The organism is Chitinophaga japonensis, from assembly GCF_007830125.1.
GTDB lineage: Bacteria > Bacteroidota > Bacteroidia > Chitinophagales > Chitinophagaceae > Chitinophaga > Chitinophaga japonensis.
The window spans coordinates 479,210-500,385 of the sequence record NZ_VLLG01000002.1 but is presented as its reverse complement, the minus strand read 5'-3'; the positions used below and the strand labels follow the sequence as shown (position 1 = coordinate 500,385).

19 protein-coding genes are annotated in these 21,176 nt (G+C 54.2%); 12 read left to right on the top strand and 7 right to left on the bottom strand.

Going from position 1 to position 21,176, the window contains the following annotated elements; translation table 11 throughout:
- Window positions 1–29: 29 nt before the first annotated feature.
- The 3 genes from LX66_RS01920 to LX66_RS01910 are packed head-to-tail and all read right to left on the bottom strand — an operon-like array spanning window position 30 to window position 1,894.
- On the bottom strand, window positions 30–809 hold the full coding sequence (locus tag LX66_RS01920; protein ID WP_145710204.1) for an Fpg/Nei family DNA glycosylase: 780 nt from the start codon (window positions 807–809) through the stop codon (window positions 30–32).
- A 6-nt stretch (window positions 810–815) separates the two neighbouring features.
- Window positions 816–1,556: a hypothetical protein gene (locus tag LX66_RS01915; protein ID WP_145710203.1), complete on the bottom strand. Its 741-nt coding sequence runs from the start codon at window positions 1,554–1,556 to the stop codon at window positions 816–818.
- Between the two features lie 20 nt (window positions 1,557–1,576).
- On the bottom strand, window positions 1,577–1,894 hold the full coding sequence (locus LX66_RS01910) for a hypothetical protein (protein ID WP_145710202.1): 318 nt from the start codon (window positions 1,892–1,894) through the stop codon (window positions 1,577–1,579).
- Between the two features lie 157 nt (window positions 1,895–2,051).
- On the opposite strand from LX66_RS01910, the gene LX66_RS01905 reads away from it, so the two are divergent.
- On the top strand, window positions 2,052–2,873 hold the full coding sequence (locus LX66_RS01905) for a serine hydrolase (RefSeq protein ID WP_244620256.1): 822 nt from the start codon (window positions 2,052–2,054) through the stop codon (window positions 2,871–2,873).
- Between the two features lie 61 nt (window positions 2,874–2,934).
- Window positions 2,935–5,100: an alpha-L-rhamnosidase-related protein gene (locus LX66_RS01900; protein ID WP_145710200.1), complete on the top strand. Its 2,166-nt coding sequence runs from the start codon at window positions 2,935–2,937 to the stop codon at window positions 5,098–5,100.
- Here the strand turns inward: LX66_RS01900 and LX66_RS01895 are convergent.
- Window positions 5,088–6,536: a phytoene desaturase family protein gene (locus LX66_RS01895; RefSeq protein WP_145710199.1), complete on the bottom strand. Its 1,449-nt coding sequence runs from the start codon at window positions 6,534–6,536 to the stop codon at window positions 5,088–5,090. The two genes, LX66_RS01900 and LX66_RS01895, sit on opposite strands and share 13 nt — an antisense overlap.
- A gap of 36 nt (window positions 6,537–6,572) precedes the next feature.
- On the opposite strand from LX66_RS01895, the gene LX66_RS01890 reads away from it, so the two are divergent.
- Window positions 6,573–7,022 carry a GNAT family N-acetyltransferase gene (locus LX66_RS01890; RefSeq protein WP_145710198.1) on the top strand — a complete coding sequence of 150 codons (450 nt, stop codon included), beginning with the start codon at window positions 6,573–6,575 and terminating at the stop codon, window positions 7,020–7,022.
- Window positions 7,023–7,068: 46 nt separating this feature from the next.
- On the top strand, window positions 7,069–7,692 hold the full coding sequence (locus tag LX66_RS01885; RefSeq protein WP_145710197.1) for a class I SAM-dependent methyltransferase: 624 nt from the start codon (window positions 7,069–7,071) through the stop codon (window positions 7,690–7,692).
- 24 nt (window positions 7,693–7,716) lie between these two features.
- Here LX66_RS01885 and LX66_RS01880 read toward each other — a convergent pair whose 3' ends face one another.
- On the bottom strand, window positions 7,717–8,211 hold the full coding sequence (locus LX66_RS01880; protein WP_145710196.1) for a hypothetical protein: 495 nt from the start codon (window positions 8,209–8,211) through the stop codon (window positions 7,717–7,719).
- A gap of 4 nt (window positions 8,212–8,215) precedes the next feature.
- Complete coding sequence (locus LX66_RS01875) at window positions 8,216–9,259, bottom strand: helix-turn-helix domain-containing protein (protein WP_145710195.1); 1,044 nt, start codon at window positions 9,257–9,259, stop codon at window positions 8,216–8,218.
- 145 nt (window positions 9,260–9,404) lie between these two features.
- Between LX66_RS01875 and LX66_RS01870 the strand changes: the two genes are divergently transcribed.
- Genes LX66_RS01870 through LX66_RS01845 form a run of 6 tightly spaced genes read left to right on the top strand, consistent with a single transcriptional unit; the run spans window position 9,405 to window position 18,548 of the window.
- The gene (locus LX66_RS01870) at window positions 9,405–9,998 is read left to right on the top strand and encodes an RNA polymerase sigma factor (RefSeq protein ID WP_145710194.1); all 594 of its coding nucleotides are present in this window, start codon (window positions 9,405–9,407) and stop codon (window positions 9,996–9,998) included.
- 55 nt (window positions 9,999–10,053) lie between these two features.
- Window positions 10,054–11,232: a FecR family protein gene (locus LX66_RS01865; protein WP_145710193.1), complete on the top strand. Its 1,179-nt coding sequence runs from the start codon at window positions 10,054–10,056 to the stop codon at window positions 11,230–11,232.
- A gap of 41 nt (window positions 11,233–11,273) precedes the next feature.
- The gene (locus tag LX66_RS01860) at window positions 11,274–14,537 is read left to right on the top strand and encodes a TonB-dependent receptor (protein ID WP_145710192.1); all 3,264 of its coding nucleotides are present in this window, start codon (window positions 11,274–11,276) and stop codon (window positions 14,535–14,537) included.
- An 11-nt stretch (window positions 14,538–14,548) separates the two neighbouring features.
- Window positions 14,549–16,066 carry a RagB/SusD family nutrient uptake outer membrane protein gene (locus LX66_RS01855; RefSeq protein ID WP_145710191.1) on the top strand — a complete coding sequence of 506 codons (1,518 nt, stop codon included), beginning with the start codon at window positions 14,549–14,551 and terminating at the stop codon, window positions 16,064–16,066.
- 13 nt (window positions 16,067–16,079) lie between these two features.
- The gene (locus LX66_RS01850) at window positions 16,080–16,934 is read left to right on the top strand and encodes a PKD domain-containing protein (RefSeq protein WP_211365942.1); all 855 of its coding nucleotides are present in this window, start codon (window positions 16,080–16,082) and stop codon (window positions 16,932–16,934) included.
- A gap of 48 nt (window positions 16,935–16,982) precedes the next feature.
- A complete protein-coding gene (locus LX66_RS01845; protein WP_244620255.1) occupies window positions 16,983–18,548 on the top strand; it encodes a right-handed parallel beta-helix repeat-containing protein in 1,566 nt (521 codons plus the stop codon).
- Here the strand turns inward: LX66_RS01845 and dusB are convergent.
- Window positions 18,545–19,582, bottom strand: a complete 1,038-nt coding sequence (gene dusB, locus LX66_RS01840) for a tRNA dihydrouridine synthase DusB (RefSeq protein WP_145710189.1) — start codon at window positions 19,580–19,582, stop codon at window positions 18,545–18,547. The two genes, LX66_RS01845 and dusB, sit on opposite strands and share 4 nt — an antisense overlap.
- 46 nt (window positions 19,583–19,628) lie before the next feature.
- Between dusB and LX66_RS01835 the strand changes: the two genes are divergently transcribed.
- Both LX66_RS01835 and LX66_RS01830 read left to right on the top strand, forming a co-directional pair.
- Window positions 19,629–20,162 carry a class I SAM-dependent methyltransferase gene (locus tag LX66_RS01835; RefSeq protein ID WP_145710188.1) on the top strand — a complete coding sequence of 178 codons (534 nt, stop codon included), beginning with the start codon at window positions 19,629–19,631 and terminating at the stop codon, window positions 20,160–20,162.
- Window positions 20,163–20,164: 2 nt separating this feature from the next.
- Complete coding sequence (locus tag LX66_RS01830; protein ID WP_145710187.1) at window positions 20,165–21,175, top strand: bestrophin family protein; 1,011 nt, start codon at window positions 20,165–20,167, stop codon at window positions 21,173–21,175.
- The last annotated feature ends 1 nt before the right edge of the window (window position 21,176 follow it).

The window sequence follows — 21,176 nt, the reverse complement described above, 5'->3', positions numbered from 1 at the left end:
AGTTGTCCGCTAATGGAAACGGGTCATATTTATTCAAACAGCTCCTGTTCATCCGTGTAATACGTTTTCCGGCCGCCGGATGCTTTATGATGGATGGCGGCGCCGGTGGGGCTGTGGGTTTGCCTGGGGTTATGTATCTGCATGAAATCCCGCACTTCTCCGCTGATGATGTCCGGGTGGAATTTGCGGATCTGTTTTTCCGCCTGCTGCAGCACCTGCCGGATGGCTTTGGCCAGGGCTTTTACTTTTGATGCGGGTATCTTATTGGCGGCGGAGAAGGGGGAAATACGCGCTTCCCAAAGTATCTCGTCTGCATACGCATTGCCGATGCCGCGGATAATATCCTGGTCCAGCAGCAGGTTTTTGACCGCTGCCCTGGAGCCGGAGAACTGTTCCTTCAGGAAACCAGCGTCCATTTCCGGGGAAAGGGCGTCTATGGATTCCCTCGGCCCGGGATTGAGGGTAGGGGTGGCCTGCCCGAAGCCGTCTGTCATGGCCAGGCCGGTATCATCGTCAAACAGCAGGGAGATGATCGTGTGTTGATGCGTATTCTTTTGTTCAAAATAGTGCAGCCGCCCGCGCAGCATCAGGTGCAGGGCCAGCACATCGCCGTTCCTGAATGTAAAATGCAGCTCCTTGCCCACCCGCTCTATCTTTTGCAGTTCCTGGCCTTCCAGGCTTTTTTGGAGTGTTTTAACGGGCACATTCAGCTTTTTGCTGTTGGGCACATTTACCGCTTTTACTTTTTTCCCGGTAAGCGCTTTGCCAAGGTTGCGGCTGAACACCTGCAGGTCGGGTAATTCGGGCATGGGCGATCATTTTTTGTTGTACCAATTTAATATTTCCCGGGCAATGGCATTTACGAATTTCCGGTCCTTGTTGCCTTCTATCTTCCAGCCGCTTTTCCGGTACCGGATAATGCCCACCTGCTCATCATTCAGGATAACGTCCAGCTTGGTGCAGATGCCGTCCAGGCAGGTTTGCGTGATGGGAATGGCTTCTCCTTCATATGATCTGCCATTGTATTCAAATGCAATGGGGATCGGTTCCTTTTCCAGTTGAACGATCAGCTCCTGCAGGAATTCAACGAGGTGTTTGCGCTGGGTGCGGGCGCTCAGGCTCCATTTTTCACTGCCGACGCGCTGGTGGGCCAGCTTCAGTTTCAGCCCGGTCATGGAGGTAGTATAGTCATTGGCGTTAAGCTTGCGCACATTCTGGTGGGCCAGTATGTACCAGTGGTAGGCGGTGCCTACCGGTACGCCGGAGCCCGGCGGCGCTTTGCCTGCCCGGCGTTTGGTTACGGCGTAGGCTATCTCCCAGAGGTCCGGCGTGATCTTGGTCTCATTCCATTCCCCTTTATCGTAATACCATTTATGGCTGCGTCCTACTTTCATGCCGGTGTAGCGCTTGCCTTCAAATTCCTTGAACTGGTCGTAAGTAACGGAAAGGTCTTTGAGGGCTTCCTTCTTCTTTTTCCCGGCCGGCGCCTTGGTGGCAGCGGCGGCTTTTTTGGCGGTCTTTCCTTTTGCGCTGCGGGCTTTTGTTGCTGTTGCCATCATCGGTTGTTTTAGTGCTCTTATTGGGTATATGCTTCCACAGTCCCTTTGTCAAAACAGTATATGAACCGGCTTTCGCGGTGAAATATCGGGTCAACGGACACAGGCGTGCCGGTAGTATCGTCCAGGGTAGTGCCGCCGGTATGCATTTCCACGATGCGGCGCACATCCGGTGTAGCGTTCCAGTTATCGGAACTGACCAGTGTGAACCGCACCTGGTCTTTTTCGTGATCCACTTCCTCTACCCGCACCACAAAAGTGAACGGGTCGTACTGGCGTTCCAGCTCGTCAATAGCCCGGCTGTCCACCAGGTATAATTCTCCGGGATTCAGTCGCATACTGCTCTTTTTTGTATGAAGCCTCAAAGCCTGTGCCGAACCGGGTACAAGTATGGCGGTTTTGCCGTATTTTGTAAGTATGAGCTACCGTATGGGCCTGATGGCCTTTTTAGCCGTTATTGTTTTGCATCTTTGCGCCGATATACCAGCACCGCCTATGGCTACTATCAAACAACGCATACTGGACACGCTGGCCGGGCATCCCGGCATTTATGCCGTGGCCTTCAGGAACCTGGTCACGGGCGAGGAGATACTGATCCGGGAAAAGGAGACCTTTCATGCCGCCAGCACCATGAAGGTGCCGGTGATGATAGCGGTGTTCAAACAGGCGGCCGCGGGCCGTTTCTCATTGTCGGACCCCATCATGGTGAAGAATACCTTCAAAAGCATCGTGGACAGCAGCGAATATGAGCTGCACCCGGAGGACGACAGCGAGCAGGACCTGTACCGGCAGGTAGGCACCCGGCGCACGCTGTCGGATCTGGTGTACCGGATGATCATCAAAAGCAGCAACCTGGCTACCAACATGGTCATTGAGCTGGTAGGCGGACAGTATGTGACCCAAACCATGCGGGAACTGGGCGCGCAGGATATACAGGTGCTCCGCGGCGTGGAGGACGGCAAGGCCTACCGGGCAGGGTTGAACAATACCACCACGGCCTATGACCTGCTGCTGATCTTTGAAAAGATGGCGCAGGGTGAAACGGTCAGCCCCGCCGCCTCGGAAGATATGATCAGGATATTGCTGGACCAGCGGTTCAACAGCATTATCCCTGCGCAGTTGCCGGCCGGCGTAAAGGTAGCGCACAAGACCGGGGAGATCACCGGCGTGCGCCATGACGCCGGTATCGTATTCCTGCCGGATGGCCGCAAATACGTGCTGGTACTGCTGTCCAGGGAGCTGGAAAACCCGGAGGAGGGCGCGCAGGCCATGGCCACCGTGTCGCGCATGCTTTATGACCATGTAACAGGAAAATAAGACTATACTATAGTATACTACCCATTTGTATTGTATCTTGCGATGATTGATCGTTCCTGTTATGAAAAAATCTTTTATCGCAGCCTGCCTGCTGGCCGGCATTTTCTTCGCAGACACCCTTAAAGCCCAACAGGCCACCTGGATCTGGTACCCCGGTGATTTTGAAATATGGCTGGCCAATAAAATGCAGAACCGGCGCACGGAACGCGGCGCCTTTTTTCCTCCTTTCTGGCGGCTGGACAATCACTATGTGCTGATGGATTTCCATAAAGTATTTGACCTGCCTGCGGCGGAAGAAGTGACCCTGTACACGGAAGGGGAATACAATGTAAAGCTGGACAGTAAAATGCTGCCCGGCCGGCCCGCGAAAGTGACCATTCCCGCCGGCCGGCATAAGCTGAATATAAAAGTATACAGCCTGGACAAGGTGCCGGCTATTTATGTAAAAGGGAAAACGGTGGTGTCCGACTCTTCCTGGAAAGTAACCTACGAGGACAAGGAATGGATAGACGCTACCGGCATGGTATCCTCCCAGTCCGGCACCCAATGGCTCTCTGCCGGCTACTGGCACTTTAATGATCCTATGTCGCCTCCCTCTCAATTCAGGCTGTCCGTGGAGCCGCAGGGCCCCGCCCGTACGGAGCGTAAGGGCCAGTCCATGACGGTGGACTTTGGGAAGGAAACATTCGGCTTTATCAAGCTGCATGGTTTGAAAGGACAGGGCGCTGTTTCCATTTATTACGGCGAGTCGCTGGAGGAAGCGCAGTCCACCACCACCTGCGAAACGCTGGACCACCTGGAGATCAGCGCCGCAGCGGCCCGTGATTCGGTGATGCCGCTGTCCAAGGCCTTCCGGTATGTACATCTCCGTTATGACAAGGGAGTCCATATCGATTCCGTATCCATGCTGTATGAATACCTGCCCGTAGCCCGGTGCGGCTCCTTCCGCTGTTCGGACGAGGAGATCAACCGGATATGGGATGTATCTGCCTACACGCTGCACCTGAATACCCGGGAGTTCTTCATTGACGGCATCAAGCGCGACCGCTGGATATGGTCCGGCGATGCTTACCAGAGTTTCCTGATGAACTACTACCTGTTCTTCGATTCACCTTCTGTTACCCGCACGCTGATGGCCCTGCGGGGCAAGGACCCGGTGAGCAGCCATATTAACACCATCATGGATTATACCTTTTACTGGTTCCTGGGCATTTATGATTATTACCTGTATACCGGCAACGAGACCTTCATCCGGCAGTTCTATCCGCGTATGCAAAGCCTGATCAACTTCTGCCTGCAGCGCCGCAACAGTAATGGCCTGCTGGAAGGCCTGCCCGGCGACTGGGTGTTCATTGATTGGGCGGACGGGTTGAGTAAGCAGGGAGAAGTGAGCTTTGAGCAACTGCTGTTCTGCCGCAGCCTGGAGACGATGGCCCTCTGCGCCAATATTGCAGAGGATACGCAGGGCGCCGCAAAATACCGTCAACTGGCGGCCGGGCTGCGCACAAAAATATTTGACTACTATTGGGATGAAGATAAACAGGCCCTGGTGCACAGCCGCATCAACGGCCAGCCTACCCCTTACGTAACCCGCTATGCCAATATGTTCTCCATTTTCTTCAATTATCTCAATGAGGCGCAAAAGCAGGGCGTTAAAGAGCATGTGCTGCTTAATGACAGCGTGCAGCAGATCACGACGCCCTATATGCGTTTTTATGAGTTGGAAGCCCTGTGCGCCATGGGCGAGCAGGACTATGTGCGGAAAGCCATAAAAGACTACTGGGGCGGCATGCTGCGTCTGGGCGCCACCTCCTTCTGGGAGAAGTACGACCCGAAGGAAAAGGGCGCGGAGCACTATGCCATGTACGGCCGGCCCTTTGGCCGCAGCCTGTGCCATGCCTGGGGCGCCAGCCCCGTTTACCTGCTGGGCAAGTACTACCTGGGCGTGCGGCCTACCTCCCCCGGGTATGCTACCTACCTGGCGGAACCGGTGCTGGGGGGCCTGCAGTGGATGGAGGGCGATGTGCCTACGCCGGACGGCAACATTCATGTGTATTGCAGCACGCAGCAGATCAGGATAAAGGCCGATGCCGGCAGGGGGACGCTGCGTTTTAAGAGCAGATCAAAACCGGTGTGCAAAGGCGCTGCTATCGAGGACAAAGGGAATGGCGTATATGAGATGCAGGTAGCGCAGGGCAAGTTGTACGAAGTCAGCTACCGGTTGTAGGGCAATGGTGATGCCCCGCCAAACACATCCCTCAGCGCCCTTTTGGCGGCATGGTGCCCGCACATGCCATGCACCCCGCCACCTGGCGGCGTGGAGGAGGAGCAGATGTAAATACCTTTGGCAGATGTAGTGTATGGCGACCAGCGTAGCACGGGCCGGGTGAATAGCTGGGTGGCATCAATAATGCCGCCGTTAATATCCCCGCCGATGTAGTTGGGGTTGTAAGCTTCCATTTCGCGGGTGTTCATGGTATGCCGGGCCAGTATGCGGTCGCGGAAGCCGGGCGCAAAGCGTTCCACCTGTTTTTCAATAATGTCCGTCATATCCGCTTCCGAGCCATGGGGCACATGGCAGTAAGCCCAGGCTACCTGCCTGCCGTCCGGCGCGCGGGAAGTATCAAACAGGCTTTGCTGTGCCAGCAGCACAAAGGGCCGCTCGGAGTGAAAGCCTTTATAGGCCGCCTGCTCCCCGGCGGCTATTTCCTCGAACGTATTGCCCAGGTGTATGGTGCCTGCTTCTCTGCAGGCCGCCGCTGTAAAGGGAATAGGCCCGTCCAGCGCCCAGTCTATTTTAAAAACGCCCATGCCGTAACGGAAACGCCTCAACTGCCATTTGTAGAGCGTGGAAAAACGGTCCCCGGCTATCCGCAGCAGTTGCCTCGGCGTAACATCCAGCAGGATGGCCCGGGCATCCGGCAACTGGTCCAGCTTCTGCACGTAAAAGTCCGTGACGATCTCCCCGCCCAGTGACACGAAATAGTCCGCCAGTGCGCGGGCAATTGCCACCGAGCCGCCTACCGGCACAGGCCAGCCTTTAGTATGGCCGGCCGCCAGCAATACCAGCCCTATGGCAGCAGAAGTAAGGTTGGATAAAGGCTGAATGGCATGTGCCGCCATACCGGCCCAGAAAGCCCTTGTTTTGGGCTCCTGGAATCGTTTGGCCAGGGAGGCGGCGGAGCTGACTGCGTCCAGCCCGAAGCGGGCCAGCAGCAGCGGGTGCCTGGGCAGATGCAGCGGGCCCAGTATTTCAGGTGCCAGTTGCGGGAAGTCCCTTACCAGCGGCTCCATCAGCTTGCGGTAGATATCCGCGTCCGCGCCCAGGGACAGTGCGGTGGCTGCCATGGAATTTTTCAGCACCGCCGCGGTGCCGTCCTCAAAGGGATGTGCCGCGGCCACCTCCGGGTATACAAAAGCCAGTCCGTGCTGCGCCAGGGGCAGCGTGCGGAAGAACGGCGAGATGGCCGTCATGGGGTGGATAGCCGAGCACACATCATGTACGAAACCGGGCAGCGTCAACTCCGCGGACCGCAGCCCCCCGCCAATCGTATCCTTCCCCTCCACCAGCAGTACGGACAGTCCTGCCTGTTGCAGTGTGATGGCGGCTGCCAGGCCATTAGGGCCGGAACCGACCACGACGGCATCATAACGTTGTTGCATGTGATGAAAGTAGATATTTTTGAGCAAAAAAAGGGCATGACCACACTTAAGCGTGTTAACAGCGGGCATCCGGGTTTCAGGAAGCTGATCATTGAGCTGGATAAGGAACTATGGAACATATTCGGAACAGTGCAGGCGCAGTATGATCAATACAATAGCATTGAGCAGATCGATACCGTGGTGCTGGCTTATGAGCAGGATACCGTTGTAGCCTGCGGCTGCTTTAAACAATATGATGCGCAAACGGTAGAGATCAAGCGCATGTTCGTGGTGCCGGGCAGGCGCAGCGCAGGCGTGGCCACTCTTTTATTACAGGAGCTGGAAGCATGGGCCAGGGAGCTGCAATACCAGGCGGCCATACTGGAGACCGGGAAGATCATGCCGGCTGCCGTGCGCTTGTATGAAAAGAACGGGTATGTAGTAACGGAAAATTATGGACAGTATGTAGGGATGGAGCAGAGTGTGTGTATGAGGAAGAGGTTGTAGGCTGCTTGAAAAATATGTAACTTTGTTGCAATTTTTAAAAGGTGTTATGGAAAAAGAAACCGGGCAACCAGAATTCTGGGAATCAGCCTTCCTGGAAAAGCAGGCAATGTGGGGTTTTGAGCCATCGAGATCAGCTATACTGGCTAAAGATCTTTTCGTTGAGAAAGCAGTGAAAAATGTACTTATTCCCGGGATAGGTTACGGCCGTAATGCCCAGGTTTTCAGGGATAACGGGATGGCTGTATCAGGAATAGAGATATCGAAGACGGCTATTGAAATGGCGAAAAAGCATTACGGAACGGATATGATCATTCATCATGGCTCTGTAACTGATATGCCCTTTGACGACCGGCAATATGATGGGATATTTTGCTATGCGCTCATTCATTTACTGGATAGTAGAGAAAGGGAAAAACTGATCCGGGACTGCTATAACCAGTTGTCGGAGAATGGCCATATGATTTTTACGGTCATTTCAAAAGAGGCCCATACCTATGGCCAGGGCAAACTTATAAGTAAAGACCGTTATGAAATGTTCGGCGGAGTTAAAATGTTCTTTTACGACAGCGCATCGATCCATGCTGAATTTGACCAGGCCGGATTATTTGAGATCACGGCAGTGACTGAAAACTATCCATTCTTTTTAATTAAGTGTAAAAAAGGGGGCTGAAACAGGTCTGTTGCACCTCATCCGTTAATGCCTCCATTGCTCCAGTCTCCTGTTGCATTCTGGTAACGGCAGTCTTTTATTGAATTGCATAAGTGCTTCCAATTTTCCGGCAGCTTCTCTTTTATTGATCTGCTGTTTGTCAATGGACATATCAAACACCCATAATATCCCATGCACCGGGATGTGTTGCCTGGCGCACTCGCTTCGCAATCTATTATCGCCAGAAAGCACAACAGCAGCCAGCTTTCGGGCTAAAAACAGTACGGAATGATCACTATAGGATAGCGCGGAGGAAATGTGAAATGCTGTTAATGCTATTACCTCATCTGTTGAGAAAGCATAAACCTGTAGCTGTCCTTTTGTGATGTAGGAAGCTAACTTGTTTTGCTGCACCGGATTCAGCTCTTCCAATACTTCCGCAGTTACAATCATTTCATATTCCAGGGAGAACAGCAGGTGCAGCAGATCGAGATAACACAAGTCTATAAAAATATTCGCATCGGTTATGGCAATAGTCATATCGTCATATTAATTCCGATTCCCGGAACTCGGCGAGTTTTTGTTTATTTAAAGCAGCCGCTTTTGAGGTCGTGATAATTTCTTCAGCAACAGCCCGCAACAGGAGCTGCCTGAAGCGGGTGGACTGTTCAGGACTGTTAAATGCTCCCGGCTCATGGTACCGCAGATTATCCTTATTGTACTTGATCATGAACTGTTTTACCAGCGCATCGGTTACCAGTCCCAGATTTTTTGCCCGGTATATAATGGCCGGCAGGGAGATGCCGTATTGCTCTTTTATCAGGATGAGCTCAGGTAAAAATATGTGTTGCCGGTGTCCTCCCAGTTCCTTTTGCAGTGTATCTGCCGGTAGCAGCATGGCGCCGGCAAAAGCATCGCAGGCGCGCTCTTTTTCCTTATTCTCCAGGTCCTGTAGGTCCATCAGCAGGTGGCCTAGTTCATGCAAGGCGGTAAAGCGCTTACGAACAACAGAAACCTGGGTATGATTATTTAATACAATTACAGGGTAGCGGTCCTGTATCCAGGTGGCCATCCCTGAAAAAGAGGGGTTGGTTTCAATCTGCAGTACTTTTATCTCCTTTTCTTCCAGCAGTTCCACCACATTATAAATAGGTGCATTGCCCAAATGCCAGTGTTTTCTCAGTTGCGCCGCAGCATTTTCTACATCCTCAGGGGCTGTAATCTTTTTAGAGATCGGGTTCTTAAATGCAGATTTGATACCGGAGAGGCTTTCCAATTCAAAATATCGCTCCAGGAAATCAATTACTTCCTGTCGTATTCGGTCCAGCTCTTTAACCGGCAGGGAAACTTTTTTTCTGAAATCAACCTGGTCCAGGGTGATGGTGGATGGACGGGCAAAATATTCCAGTCCTACTCCCAGGGCTTTGCTTAATGCTATCAGCGTATTGCTATCCGGCTTCATCTGTCCATTTTCATATTTGCTCAGCGCCTGCCTGGAAATGGCGCAATTCATTGCATCGGCAAGATCCTGCAATGAAAACCCTTTCATTTTCCGGGCATTTTTAAGGCGGGTGGCGAAATGGAGCATAAACAGTCAAAAATGGGTGTTGACAAAATTACAATTTTTATTATAAATGTCAACCACCTATTTCAATTTCCCCCAATCCCCATTTTTTGTATTTTTAGCATGACCACCGGCCAACAGCCACCGGGGGCATCTTCCGGTTTTGAAAATGCACGCAATTACCGATACGGAACTGTTACAACAGTTGAGAGCAGGCGACGAGCAGGCTTTCAGGCAGCTATACAACCAGTATAGCCGGCCCCTGCTGGCATTTATCTACCAGTTTACCCACTCCGCCGTGGATGCGGAGGATATCCTGCAGGAAACCTTCCTGAAGCTGTGGACCAACCATCGGCAACTGCCAGAGATAGACCATTTCGGCAACTACCTGTTCATCATTGCCCGTAACAAGACCCTGGACCACCTGCGCAAAACCGCCCGGCAACAGCGGCTGGTAGACCAGGTATGGGCCAACATCACCGAAGCGGCCAACGGCCTGGAACAGCAGTTGGATGCCCGGGAAAGCCGGCACCTGATCTACCACGCCCTTTCGCAGCTCTCGCAGCAAAAGCAAACCATCTTCCGCCTGAGCCGCCAGGAGGGCCTGAGCCATGAAGCCATTGCCGCCAGGCTCCGGCTGTCCAAAAGCAGGGTCAAGAACCTGCAGGTGGAAACCCTGAAACATATCCGCCAGTTCCTGGCGCAGCACTCCCTCTTGTTAGCCTTTTTATTCCTCCTCGCCTTTGACCCCAAGCGGTTTTAAAAAAAATCTCACTTTTTCGCGGTCCTTCCGTTCCGCCCTTTCGTCTTTATCATATATGCCACACGATCCATCAAGAATAGCATACCTGCTGCAGCGGTATACCAGCAGGACCTGCAGCCGTGAAGAGCTGGAAGAGCTGTTCCGCTACATAGAGCGGGCAGATGCAGGTGATGACGCCGTATTGCAGCAGTTGATGGAAGATGCCTGGCAGGGCGCGCACCTGCAGGAAGGCCGGCCCGTACCGGAAATAGATTATGAAGATGTATATGAAAGGATCGTGCGCCCGGCGCACCCCCAGCGCAGCCGGCTGTTTACCCTGCGGCGTGTGGCTGCTGCTGCAGTACTCTTGCTGGCCGGTGCTGCCTTCTGGCTCTGGCGTTCCGGGGATCGGCAAAAGGTTAGCGTCCCGGTTGCCGGTCATGTTCCCCATACCGGCGATGTAACGCCCGGTCTTCATAAAGCGATACTGACCCTGGCAGACGGATCGTCCGTAACGCTGGACAGCGCCGGCAACCAGGTCATTCAACAGGGGCCGACCGCCATCCGCCAGCAGAACGGGCAATTGTTATACGCCAGCCAGGGCGGCGATGAAAGCGTACGGTATAACAAGCTGTCCACGCCCAGGGGCGGGCAGTTCAGCATTGTACTGCCGGATGGTACAAAGGTGTGGCTGAATTCAGCCTCCGCCCTGCGCTATCCTACCGCTTTTACCGGTAATCAAAGGATCGTGGAGCTACAGGGACAGGCCTATTTTGAAGTAGCGCAAAATGCCGCACAGCCTTTTAAAGTGATGGTAGGAGAAATGGAAGTGCAGGTGCTGGGTACGGACTTCGATGTGATGGCTTATCCAGATGAAGCCACTGTAAATACCACCCTGCTGAGCGGCAGCGTGCAGGTAAAGGAAGGGGAGGCACTGCAGTTGCTGCGCCCCGGGCAGCAGGCCGTGCTGCGTAACAGTGATCATGCCATAACCGTGAGAACCGCCGATATAAAGAAAGTGGTGGCCTGGAAAGACGGACTATTTGTTTTCAATAATATGACACTGCCGGCCATCCTGAGAGAAGTGGCCCGCTGGTATGATGTAGAGATCGTTTATACGGTACAGCCAAGTCAAGAGTTATACGGAGGGGGTATTAGCAGGCGCCTGCCCTTGTCAGGCATACTGAACCTGCTGGAAGGCAACGGACATAATCATTTCCGCATAGAAGGAAGAAAGGTGATAGTGCTGCCCTGAGCAGGCTGGTCATCCCTTAGTAATTCCTGTCAACCAAAATTATGAAGCACATCAAACTAACCGCGTTGTTGCTATTGATCACCTGTGCCATGAGCTATGCCCGGCAGGTGAGCCTGTCTGTAAAGGATGCGCCGCTACAGCAGGTATTTGCAGAGATCATCACGCAAACAGGCGTCTCCATCGTGTATTCTGAAAAAGTGCTGGCCGGTACGCGGCCGGTCACCATCCAGGTAAAGAATGCTACCGTGCAGCAGGCGCTGGATCTCTGTACGCGCAACCAGCCCCTGCGATACGAGCTGGAAGGAAACAATTTTGTCATTAAACGATCTCCGGAGCAAAAAACGCCGTCTGCCGGTGCAGATACCCTGATCACGCTGACAGGGACTGTTACCGCCGCCGGCGGACTGCCCCTGCCGGGCGCCACCGTAATGGTAAAAGGCACTTATAAAGGCACGCAAGCTGATGCGCAGGGGCAGTTCACGCTTCGGGATGTAGGTATCCACCAGGTGCTGGTGATTCGGAGCATCGGGTATCTTACGCAGGAAAGGGCGGTACCGCAAAACGGGCAGCCGCTGCAGGTAAGCATGGGGGAAGATACCCGGCAGTTCAACGAGATCGTGGTGGTAGGATACAGCGATAAAAAGAAAAGCGAGCTGACAAGTTCCGTGACCACCGTCTCCGCGGAGAAGCTGAATGACGTCACCGCCAATAACGTAGGCGCTATGTTACAGGGCAAGGTGCCCGGCCTGCAAGTGGTGAACAGCTCCGGCGTGCCCGGTACCACGCCGGAAATAAGGCTGCGCGGGGTTTCTTCCGTAAATGCCTCCCAGACGCCCCTGTTCGTGGTGGATGGCATTATTGGCGGCAATTACGATCCCAACGACGTGGAGAGCGTGACCGTGCTGAAAGATGCCGGCGCTACCGCCATGTACGGCTCGCAGGCCAATGCAGGCGTGATCATCATCACCACCAAGAAAGCCGCACGGGGTAAAACACAGTTTGAAGCAAAGGTCACTACCGGTTTCCGCACACCGGACTTCGGCAAGATGGAAATGATGAATGGCAGTGAGCTGTACGAACATCACCAGCAGTATTACCGCGATTATATTCCCGGCGCGCCGGATAACTCCTATAAGATAGATATCCTGAAATTTTACGGCGAGCGCCCCCGGACCCTGCGTAACCAGGACTATAACTGGCTTACCACCATGTTCCGCACGGCGCCCATGCAGAATGTGTACCTCTCTGCCAGCGGCAGCACGGAAAAGGCAGAGTATTACGCCGCCGTATCTTACTACCATGAAAAAGGCACTTTCCTGAATACGAATTACCAGCGTATCAACCTGCGCGGCAATTCCACCTACCATTTTTCCAAAAAGGTGCATGTTACCAATAACATCAATATCAGCGGGTCTACCGGTAAAAGCTATAACTATGACGACGTATTTTACGCTTACCTGAACATGCCCTGGGATAACCCCTATGACAGCACCGGGCAGCCGGTGTACGTAGACGGCAATTCCACTTTCAGGTGGTGGTCCAGGGACAAGACCAACCCAATCCACACCATCCATCACTCCAACCATCCTTATAGGAACTTTGATGTGAACTATGACCTGGGCCTGACCGTGGACATCACGGACTGGCTGTCATTTTCCAGCTCCAACCGGGCGGCGGTCAGCCTTAACAAGGCCTCGGATTACTACTCACCGGTAGTAGCCGGCCTGTATAACGGTACCGGCTACCTGAATGAGCTGAGCACTTTATCCTACGGGATCATTTCCAACGACCTGCTGAAATTCAATTTCCGTATGGGGGAACATGCCATCAGCGGCCTGGCCGGCGTAGCCATCGAGAACAGCCGCTCGGAAGTGCTGGGCGCATCCGGCAAGGGCTTGCCGGAAGGACTGGAAGTGCTGAACGTAGTGTCCAACAGCCAGTTGGTGACCGGTTATAACAGTGAAGCCATTATACAGTCCTTTATATCCCAGGTAAGCTACAGCTACCGCGATAAATATTTCCTGACCGGTTCCTACCGGGTGGACGGCTCTACCGCTTTCCCGCCGGGCAACCGCTACGGCTCCTTCCCGGCCATTTCCGCAGCCTGGCTGATGAGCAACGAGCCTTTCCTGCAGCCTGTTACCTGGATCGACAATCTAAAGCTGCGCCTGAGTTATGGCGTTACCGGCACGCAGGATATAGGCGCTTCCCGTTACCTGGGCCTGTACTCGCTCAACAGCCAGTACAACAGCGGCGCGGCCGCCACCCCTTCCCAGTTGCCCAGCCCGGACCTCACCTGGGAAAGCAAGTACCAGTTGAATGCCGGCGTGGACCTCAGCCTGTTCAAGCGGATCAGCCTGACGGTAGACGCTTATAACAACGTTACCAAAAACCTGCTGCTGCAGGTGCCGCAGCCACTTTCCGTAGGCTTTGAACAGCGCTGGGAGAACATCGGGGAGGTGGTGAATAACGGGATTGAAGCCGGCCTGAGCACCGTGAACATCAAAACAAAGGATTTTGAATGGACCACGGATCTTAACATCAGCTACAATACCAATAAGCTGCAAAAGCTGCCCAGCGACATTACCCGCACACAGCCCACCTGGAGCATTTCGCAGATCTACCGCAACGGCGGCAACCTGTACGAGTTCTACATGCCTAAATGGCTGGGGGTTGATCCCAATACCGGCGCGCCGCAATGGGAAGTGGTGAACAAGGATGCCGATGGCAAGATCATCTCCCGCGAGGCTACTTCGGACTACGCCGCCGCTACCTACCAGGAAGCAGGCTCCGCATTGCCCAGGTGGCAGGGCGGCATCAATTCCCAATGGCGCTACCGGAACCTTTCCCTGCGGGTGAATGCGTACTTCCTTACCGGCAACAAGGTGTTCAGCAACGTGCTGCGCTTTGTGATGAATGACGGCAATGAGCCTTACTACAACCAGGTAGTACTGCCGGATGGCTACAGCACCTGGACCAAGCCGGGGGATAACGCTACAGAGCCCAGCCCGCAAAATGCGGCCAATTCAACGGAAACGTCTACACGCTACCTGAAAGACGGCAGCTTCTTGGCGATCCGCAATATCGCGCTGGCTTATTCACTGCCCCGGAAGTGGATCGACCGCTGGAAAATGAAGGATGTGACCGTGTCGCTGACGGCAGATAACGTGTATACCTTTACCGGCTTCCTGGGCCAGGACCCGGCCACCACGCTGACGGCCGGCAGCTATGTGATGCCCGGCGTATCGGATTTCAAATATCCCAACAACCGCCAGTACCTGTTCAACATTAATATCCGGTTCTAAAAAAACTGACCATGCAAAAAAGGTTTATCTATATATTACTGCTCGCCTTACCCTTGCTGATGGCCGGCTGTTTAAAGGAGGTGACGCCCAGCGATGCGCTGACCACCGCCAACCTCACCACCACCCGCCAGGGATTGAAGAACGCTTTGAACGGTGCATACGCCCTGTTCAAAGACCATGTGGAATTCAACGGCACCACGGACAATAATAATATGTACCTGCGCCAGTATTTCCAACTGAGCGATTTTGCGGGGGATGACATCGTGTGCGGGCAAACCACTACCGATCCGCTGTACTACAGCTTTTCACTGAACCATACACCCACCCAGACGAATACACGCTATTTCTGGTATATCTCTTACAAGATCATCAACAACGTTAATACCATTATAGAAGCCGCGGAGCAGGTGCCCGATCCCGATGCGGAGCTGCAGCAACTGATCGGGGAATGTTATTTCCTGCGCGCGTTCTGCCACTTTAACCTGCTGCGTTTTTTTGCCCGGCCCTACGCACAGGACCCGGCTGCTGACGGCGTTATCCTGCGGAGGTCTACCGCTGATGAAGCACAGGAGGCCAGGGCCACAGTGGAGGAAGGATACGCAGCAGTGATCGAAGATGCCGGACAGGGCGCTGCGCTGATGAACCAGCCCCGTGGCGTGCAGTTCGCCTCCAGAGAGGCTGCCTGGGCCTTGCTGTCCAGGGCCTTTTTGTACAAAGGGCAGCATGACAGCACTATTTATTATGCAGACCAGGTGATCAACTCCGGCCGCTTTATGCTGGAAACTACTACTACTTATCCTTCCCTGTTCGCCAATGCGCTGACGGCCACGGAAACTATTTTCTGCACGGCTTTTACGGCCGCGGACGATTATGGTAAGGCCGGCTCCATTGCCTCTATGCTGTACTCCGACGGCAATTCCGGCTGGGGAGAGGAGTTTGCCACCCCGTCGCTGCGCGATACCATGTCCGCCCACCCGGAAGATGTGCGCTGGTCCTACATTGTACCGCTGCGGGACGGAAGCGGGCAGTTGCAAAAAAAGAACGGTATCGAGATATGGTACATCACCAAGTTCTCCTTCCAGGATGGCAGCCCCACGCTTAGCTCCCCCATCCTGTTCCGGCTGGCGGAAATGTACCTGAACAAGGCAGAGGCGCTGGCGAAGGCCGGCAATGCCGCCGCGGCGCTGGATGCGGTGGATATGATCCGCCAGAACCGCGGCCTGGAAAACGCCCTGTACAACGGGCAGGTGCCGGCCGGTAAAACCGCGCTGGACCTGGTGTTAAAGGAAAGGCGCATAGAGCTGGCCTTCGAGGGCCACCGCGTGTTTGACGTATACCGCAACAAGCAAAACCTGAACCGTACTTACTGGGGCTACCACTTACCGGGATTGAAGGAGTCGGACATTGACCTGTCCAAAACCCCGGCCGGTTATACCAATATGGTGATACCCTGGGACAGCAAGCGGACCATTTATTACATACCGATCGATGAAGTGCAGACCAATCCCTTATGTGTACAGAACCCTTAACAAACGCATGGTTATGAAGATCATTAAAACGATATGCTCTTTCCTCTTGCTCGCCGGCGCTTTCAGCGCCTGCAAAAAGGACGAAACTACGCCGTCGGCGGATATTTTTTTTACGGTGAGCATCAGCGGCAATGATGTGACCTTTACCAACGAAACCACCGGCGCGGTATCCTACAAATGGGATTTCGGGGACGGTACCACCTCCACGGAAGCCAGCCCTACGCATACTTACCCGGGCAAAGGCAAATACGTGCCCACCTTGTACGCCACCACTGCCGGCGGGCGGGTAACAGAAGGCTCCACCGTCGTGTACGTGGCCAAAAGCTCCCCGGTAAAGCTGGATGACGGTACCTTCTCCGACTGGGATGAGGTGAACGCCTATACGGTGACTTCCGGCGCCGGCGAGACCTATTTTAAAAAGGCGAAGTTCGATTATGATGCGGAGTATGTATACGTGTACCTGGAAGTAGCTTCCAAACAGGTGAACGGCGACATCTTCGACTTTTACCTGGATACGGACAACAGCACTGCTACCGGCTTGCTGAACGGCATACCGGAAGGAGGCTACGATGTGCTGCTGGAAGGCGGCATACTGGCCGGCTGGTTCGATGCCTTTAACCACAAGGGCGCGCAGAACGCTTTTACTTTTGACCCTACCGGCGTTGCTGAATTTTACAAAACAGGCACCATACAGGAGGAAAGCGGCATCCTGAAATTCGAGATGCGGCTGACGCGGTCTAAAATAAAGAACCTGGCCGCCGCTACCGCTTTCCGCATTGGCATTATCGCCACCAGGAGCGATTGGTCCGCCACGCTGGGCTACCTGCCTGATGCAGGACAGCCTTCGGTGCTCATCAATTTTGAATAATATTTATATAACCTATCCCTCAATTAATCACTTTAAAAACCACTCTTTATGAAAACTATGAAAACTCCCCAAACATGGATCGCAGGATGTTTGCTCCTGCTGGCAGTGGCTTCCTGCAAAAGGGAAGTGACGGACCCGCTTACGGAAAAGGAAAGCAAAACGTTCTCCACGCTGGCCGTGACCAGTTACTATGTAAATGGCGCTTCCGGGAATGACGCCAATGCCGGCACCTCACCCGCCGCGGCCCTGAAAACCATACAGGCGGCCCTCAATAAAACCACGGATGGCGCCGGCGCTACCATTTACGTAGCAGGCGGCACCTACAAGGAAAGACTGTGGTGGCCCAATTCCGGCGCTTCTGCTGCGGAGCCCATCACGCTTACCAATTATGACGGCGGTGTGGTGATACTGGACGGGGTGAACGCTTCCAACGACGGCCAGAACGCCATGATCGCCATCAGCAGCAAAAGCCATATCCGCATCAACCAGGTCCGTATCGCCAATAACATCCGTGATTTTGCCGCAGGTATTTATGCCATTGGGGCCGGCACGGACATACACGTGACCAACTGCAAGATCTACAACATTGGCTGGACCACGGATTCTACAGCCGTTCCCACCTCTGCGGATAATGCCAATCCATTGGTGGTGGTAGGCTCGATGGCCAATTCCTATAACGAGATCTACATCGGCAGCAACGAGATCTATAGCTGCAACACCGGCTACAGCGAGGGGCTGACCATGGCGGGCAACGTGGAGAATTTCCTGATAGAAAGCAATATCGTGCATCATATCCGCAATATCGGCATAGACATGACCGGCCATTACACCTGGACGGGCGCGCCGGCGAATGTGAACTTTGCCCGCAACGGTAATGTGAAATACAATATCGTGCACCATTGCGTATCGCCGGTGGCCACCAATGGCGGTATTTATGTAGATGGCGGCAAGTGGATCAACGTGGAAGCGAATACCTGCTATGAGAACCTGGCCGGCATCACCGTGGGCTGCGAGAATGACAATGCGACGGCAGAAGGCATTAACATCCGCAGCAACCTGGTGTACAATAACCGGGATGCCGGCATCCTTTTCGGTTCCAATGCGCCTAACAGCAAGGTGGTGTATTCCAGCATTACCAATAATACCTTCTTTAAGAATTTCACCGCCGGGGGTTGGGGCGGCGAGATCAGCCTGCAGAATACAGACCATGTGAGCATCACGAACAACATTGTGCAGTCAAACAGCGATATTGTAGCCATTGCGCTGCTGGGGTATACTTCCACTAATTTAACGATGGATTACAACCGCTATTACACCAGCTCAGGCAGCGCCTCCGGCAGCATCTTCGACTGGGGCGGTATTAATGGCAACACCTATGGTTCGCTGGCCGCCTTTGTAAGCGGCACCGGGCTGGATGCGCATTCCACCTATGGCACACCGTCTTTTGTGAACAGCAGCCTGGCCTCGCTGAACCTGCATTTAAGCAGCAGCTCCGCCTGCATCAATGCCGGCGATCCCGCTTTTGTACCGGGCTCCGGCGAGCTGGATATTGACAAGCAGGCGCGCCTGCAAAACGGACGGGTGGATATTGGTGCGGATGAAACGGGGTATTAGAGCGGGCACTTCTCATGATAATTCACGAGTTCTATCGGGGCTCTTTGCATTTCAATACCAGCATAGGCGGTCTGGATTTCATCCAGCACCGTCTCTACTTCTTCCGGTGTTTTGAGCACCACCAGGCGGGCGCGGTATTCCCGGATGTTGGGTAATCCTTTCAGGTAGCCGGCATAGCAGCCGCGCATTTCATTGATGCCTACGATGGGGCCTTTCCAGGCCACGGAGCCGCGCAGGTGTTTTTTGCAGACGGCCACGCGCTCCTCTACAGTGGGCGGGGGCAGCAGTTCGCCGGTTTGCACGTAGTGCTTTATCTCCCGGAATATCCAGGGGTAGCCGATGGCGGCGCGGCCTATCATAATGCCGTCCACCCCGTAGCGGTGCTTGTATTCCAGCGCTTTCTGCGGGCTGTCTATATCGCCGTTGCCAAAAATGGGGATATGAATACGGGGATTGTTCTTTACTTTGGCAATGAGGGTCCAGTCGGCTTCTCCCTTGTACATCTGGCAGCGGGTACGGCCGTGGATGGAAAGGGCCTTGATGCCTACGTCCTGTAGGCGCTCCGCCACCTCTTCTATATTCTTGGTCTGCTCGTCCCAGCCCAGGCGGGTCTTTACGGTCACGGGCAGGTTGGTGGCCTTTACGCAGGCGTCTGTAAGGCGCACCATCAGGTCTATATCCTTCAGTACGCCGGCACCGGCGCCTTTCAGGGCCACTTTTTTCACCGGGCAGCCGAAATTGATGTCCAGCAGGTCGGGGTTGGTAACATCCACGATCTTCGCGGCCATGGACAGGCTTTCCTCGTCCCCGCCGAATATCTGTATGCCGATGGGGCGCTCATAATCGAAAATATCCAGCTTTTTGCGGCTTTTGATGGCGTCGCGGATCAGTCCTTCACTGGAAATAAATTCCGTATACATCAGGTCCGCCCCCGTGTCTTTGCAGACGGCGCGAAAGGGCGGGTCGCTCACATCTTCCATGGGCGCCAGCAGCAGCGGAAAATCCGGCAGCGTTATGTTTCCGATCTTTACCAAATCAATAATTTGTAAATTCCCGCGCAAGTTACCGATTTTTCAGCAAATGGAATTACAGGAAGCAATCGCACTGATACAGCACGACAGCCTTTCACAACCCTACCACGCCGCCTGGGCGGACCTGGGCTGTGGCAGCGGGCTGTTTTCCCAGGCCCTGGCCCGCCTGCTGGCGCCGGGCGGCGTTGTGCACGCTATTGACCGGGAGCCGGTCGATATACAGCCCGTTACCAGCAAGGCCTCCATACGGACCCTGCAACTGGACTTTGTGGCCAATGAGTGGCCGCTGCAGGACCTGGATGGTATCCTGATGGCGAATTCCCTGCATTATGTGAGCGACCAGCCGGGTTTTATCCGCAAGGCTGGCCGCTACCTGAAGCCCGGCGGCCATTTCCTGGTGGTGGAATATGATACGGACCAGGCGAACCGCTGGGTGCCCTATCCCCTGAGCTACCTGAAGCTGATCCGGCTGTTCAGCCGGGAGGGGTATACGGCCATTACCCGCCTGCAGGAGCGGCCTTCCGTCTATGGGCGGGCCAATCTCTATGCTGTGCTGATCACTTCTCCTGACCATAAAAATTAGCTATGCACACAGGACGACATTACACTGTAAAAGAAATGCTGGTATGGACCCGCAAAAGCATTTACTGGCTGGTGCTGCTGGCCGTTATTCCTACCGCCTTATACGCCATATGGGACGTGAAATGGCTGGCCATTACCTGGGTGCCGGTGGCCCTGCTGGGCACCGCCGCTGCTTTTATAACCGGTTTCCGGAACAATGCTACCTACGCCCGCGCCTGGGAGGCCCGGAAGATATGGGGAGCTATCGTGAACAGCAGCCGGACCTGGGGCATAATGGCCAGGGACCTGGTGGGCCATGCGCAGGCGTCCCCGGAAACGCTGGCGCTGGTGCACCGGCAGTTGATCTACCGGCATATGGCCTGGTTCACGGCCCTGCGGTTCCAGCTACGGGAAAAAAGAAGCTGGGAGAACATCTTTACCAGGAGCTATAACCGGGAATATGCCCGCCACTATTATGTGGCGGAATGGCATACAAAAATGGAGGAAGAATTAAAGCCGTACCTGTCGCCGGAAGACCTGCAGTACGTGCTGGGCAAGAAGAACCGGGCTACCCACCTCATCGCCCTGCAGTCTGCGCAGCTCAAGGCGCTGGCAAAGGACGGCTGGCTGGATACCTACCGGCTGGTGGAGCTGGAAAGGATGTTGCAGGATTTTTATGAGCAGCAGGGGAAGTGCGAGCGGATCAAGAACTTCCCTTATCCCCGGCAATTTGCAACTGTCAACCTGTTCTTCATCCGCCTGTTCGTATGCATGGTGCCTTTTGGCATGCTTAGCGAGTTCAACAAGCTGGGCGAATACATGGTATGGCTGACAGTGCCTTTCAGCGTACTGGTCACCTGGGTGTTCATGACGCTGGAGCGGATAGGGGAAAGTACGGAAAACCCGTTTGAGGGCAGTCCCAACGACATTCCCATTACCGCCATGAGCCGCACTATAGAAATTGATCTCCGGGAAATGCTGGACGAGCCGGAAATACCGCCCGCCCTGCAGCCTGTCAATAATATCCTGATGTAAA

Excerpts from the sequence above, each read along its gene's own strand:
- LX66_RS01920 (WP_145710204.1), bottom strand. The coding sequence starts at position 809 with ATGCCCGAATTACCCGACCTGCAGGTGTTCAGCCGCAACCTTGGCAAA.
- LX66_RS01915 (WP_145710203.1), bottom strand. The coding sequence starts at position 1,556 with ATGGCAACAGCAACAAAAGCCCGCAGCGCAAAAGGAAAGACCGCCAAA.
- LX66_RS01910 (WP_145710202.1), bottom strand. The coding sequence starts at position 1,894 with ATGCGACTGAATCCCGGAGAATTATACCTGGTGGACAGCCGGGCTATT.
- LX66_RS01905 (WP_244620256.1), top strand. The coding sequence starts at position 2,052 with ATGGCTACTATCAAACAACGCATACTGGACACGCTGGCCGGGCATCCC.
- LX66_RS01900 (WP_145710200.1), top strand. The coding sequence starts at position 2,935 with ATGAAAAAATCTTTTATCGCAGCCTGCCTGCTGGCCGGCATTTTCTTC.
- LX66_RS01895 (WP_145710199.1), bottom strand. The coding sequence starts at position 6,536 with ATGCAACAACGTTATGATGCCGTCGTGGTCGGTTCCGGCCCTAATGGC.
- LX66_RS01890 (WP_145710198.1), top strand. The coding sequence starts at position 6,573 with ATGACCACACTTAAGCGTGTTAACAGCGGGCATCCGGGTTTCAGGAAG.
- LX66_RS01885 (WP_145710197.1), top strand. The coding sequence starts at position 7,069 with ATGGAAAAAGAAACCGGGCAACCAGAATTCTGGGAATCAGCCTTCCTG.
- LX66_RS01880 (WP_145710196.1), bottom strand. The coding sequence starts at position 8,211 with ATGACTATTGCCATAACCGATGCGAATATTTTTATAGACTTGTGTTAT.
- LX66_RS01875 (WP_145710195.1), bottom strand. The coding sequence starts at position 9,259 with ATGCTCCATTTCGCCACCCGCCTTAAAAATGCCCGGAAAATGAAAGGG.
- LX66_RS01870 (WP_145710194.1), top strand. The coding sequence starts at position 9,405 with ATGCACGCAATTACCGATACGGAACTGTTACAACAGTTGAGAGCAGGC.
- LX66_RS01865 (WP_145710193.1), top strand. The coding sequence starts at position 10,054 with ATGCCACACGATCCATCAAGAATAGCATACCTGCTGCAGCGGTATACC.
- LX66_RS01860 (WP_145710192.1), top strand. The coding sequence starts at position 11,274 with ATGAAGCACATCAAACTAACCGCGTTGTTGCTATTGATCACCTGTGCC.
- LX66_RS01855 (WP_145710191.1), top strand. The coding sequence starts at position 14,549 with ATGCAAAAAAGGTTTATCTATATATTACTGCTCGCCTTACCCTTGCTG.
- LX66_RS01850 (WP_211365942.1), top strand. The coding sequence starts at position 16,080 with ATGAAGATCATTAAAACGATATGCTCTTTCCTCTTGCTCGCCGGCGCT.
- LX66_RS01845 (WP_244620255.1), top strand. The coding sequence starts at position 16,983 with ATGAAAACTATGAAAACTCCCCAAACATGGATCGCAGGATGTTTGCTC.
- LX66_RS01835 (WP_145710188.1), top strand. The coding sequence starts at position 19,629 with ATGGAATTACAGGAAGCAATCGCACTGATACAGCACGACAGCCTTTCA.
- LX66_RS01830 (WP_145710187.1), top strand. The coding sequence starts at position 20,165 with ATGCACACAGGACGACATTACACTGTAAAAGAAATGCTGGTATGGACC.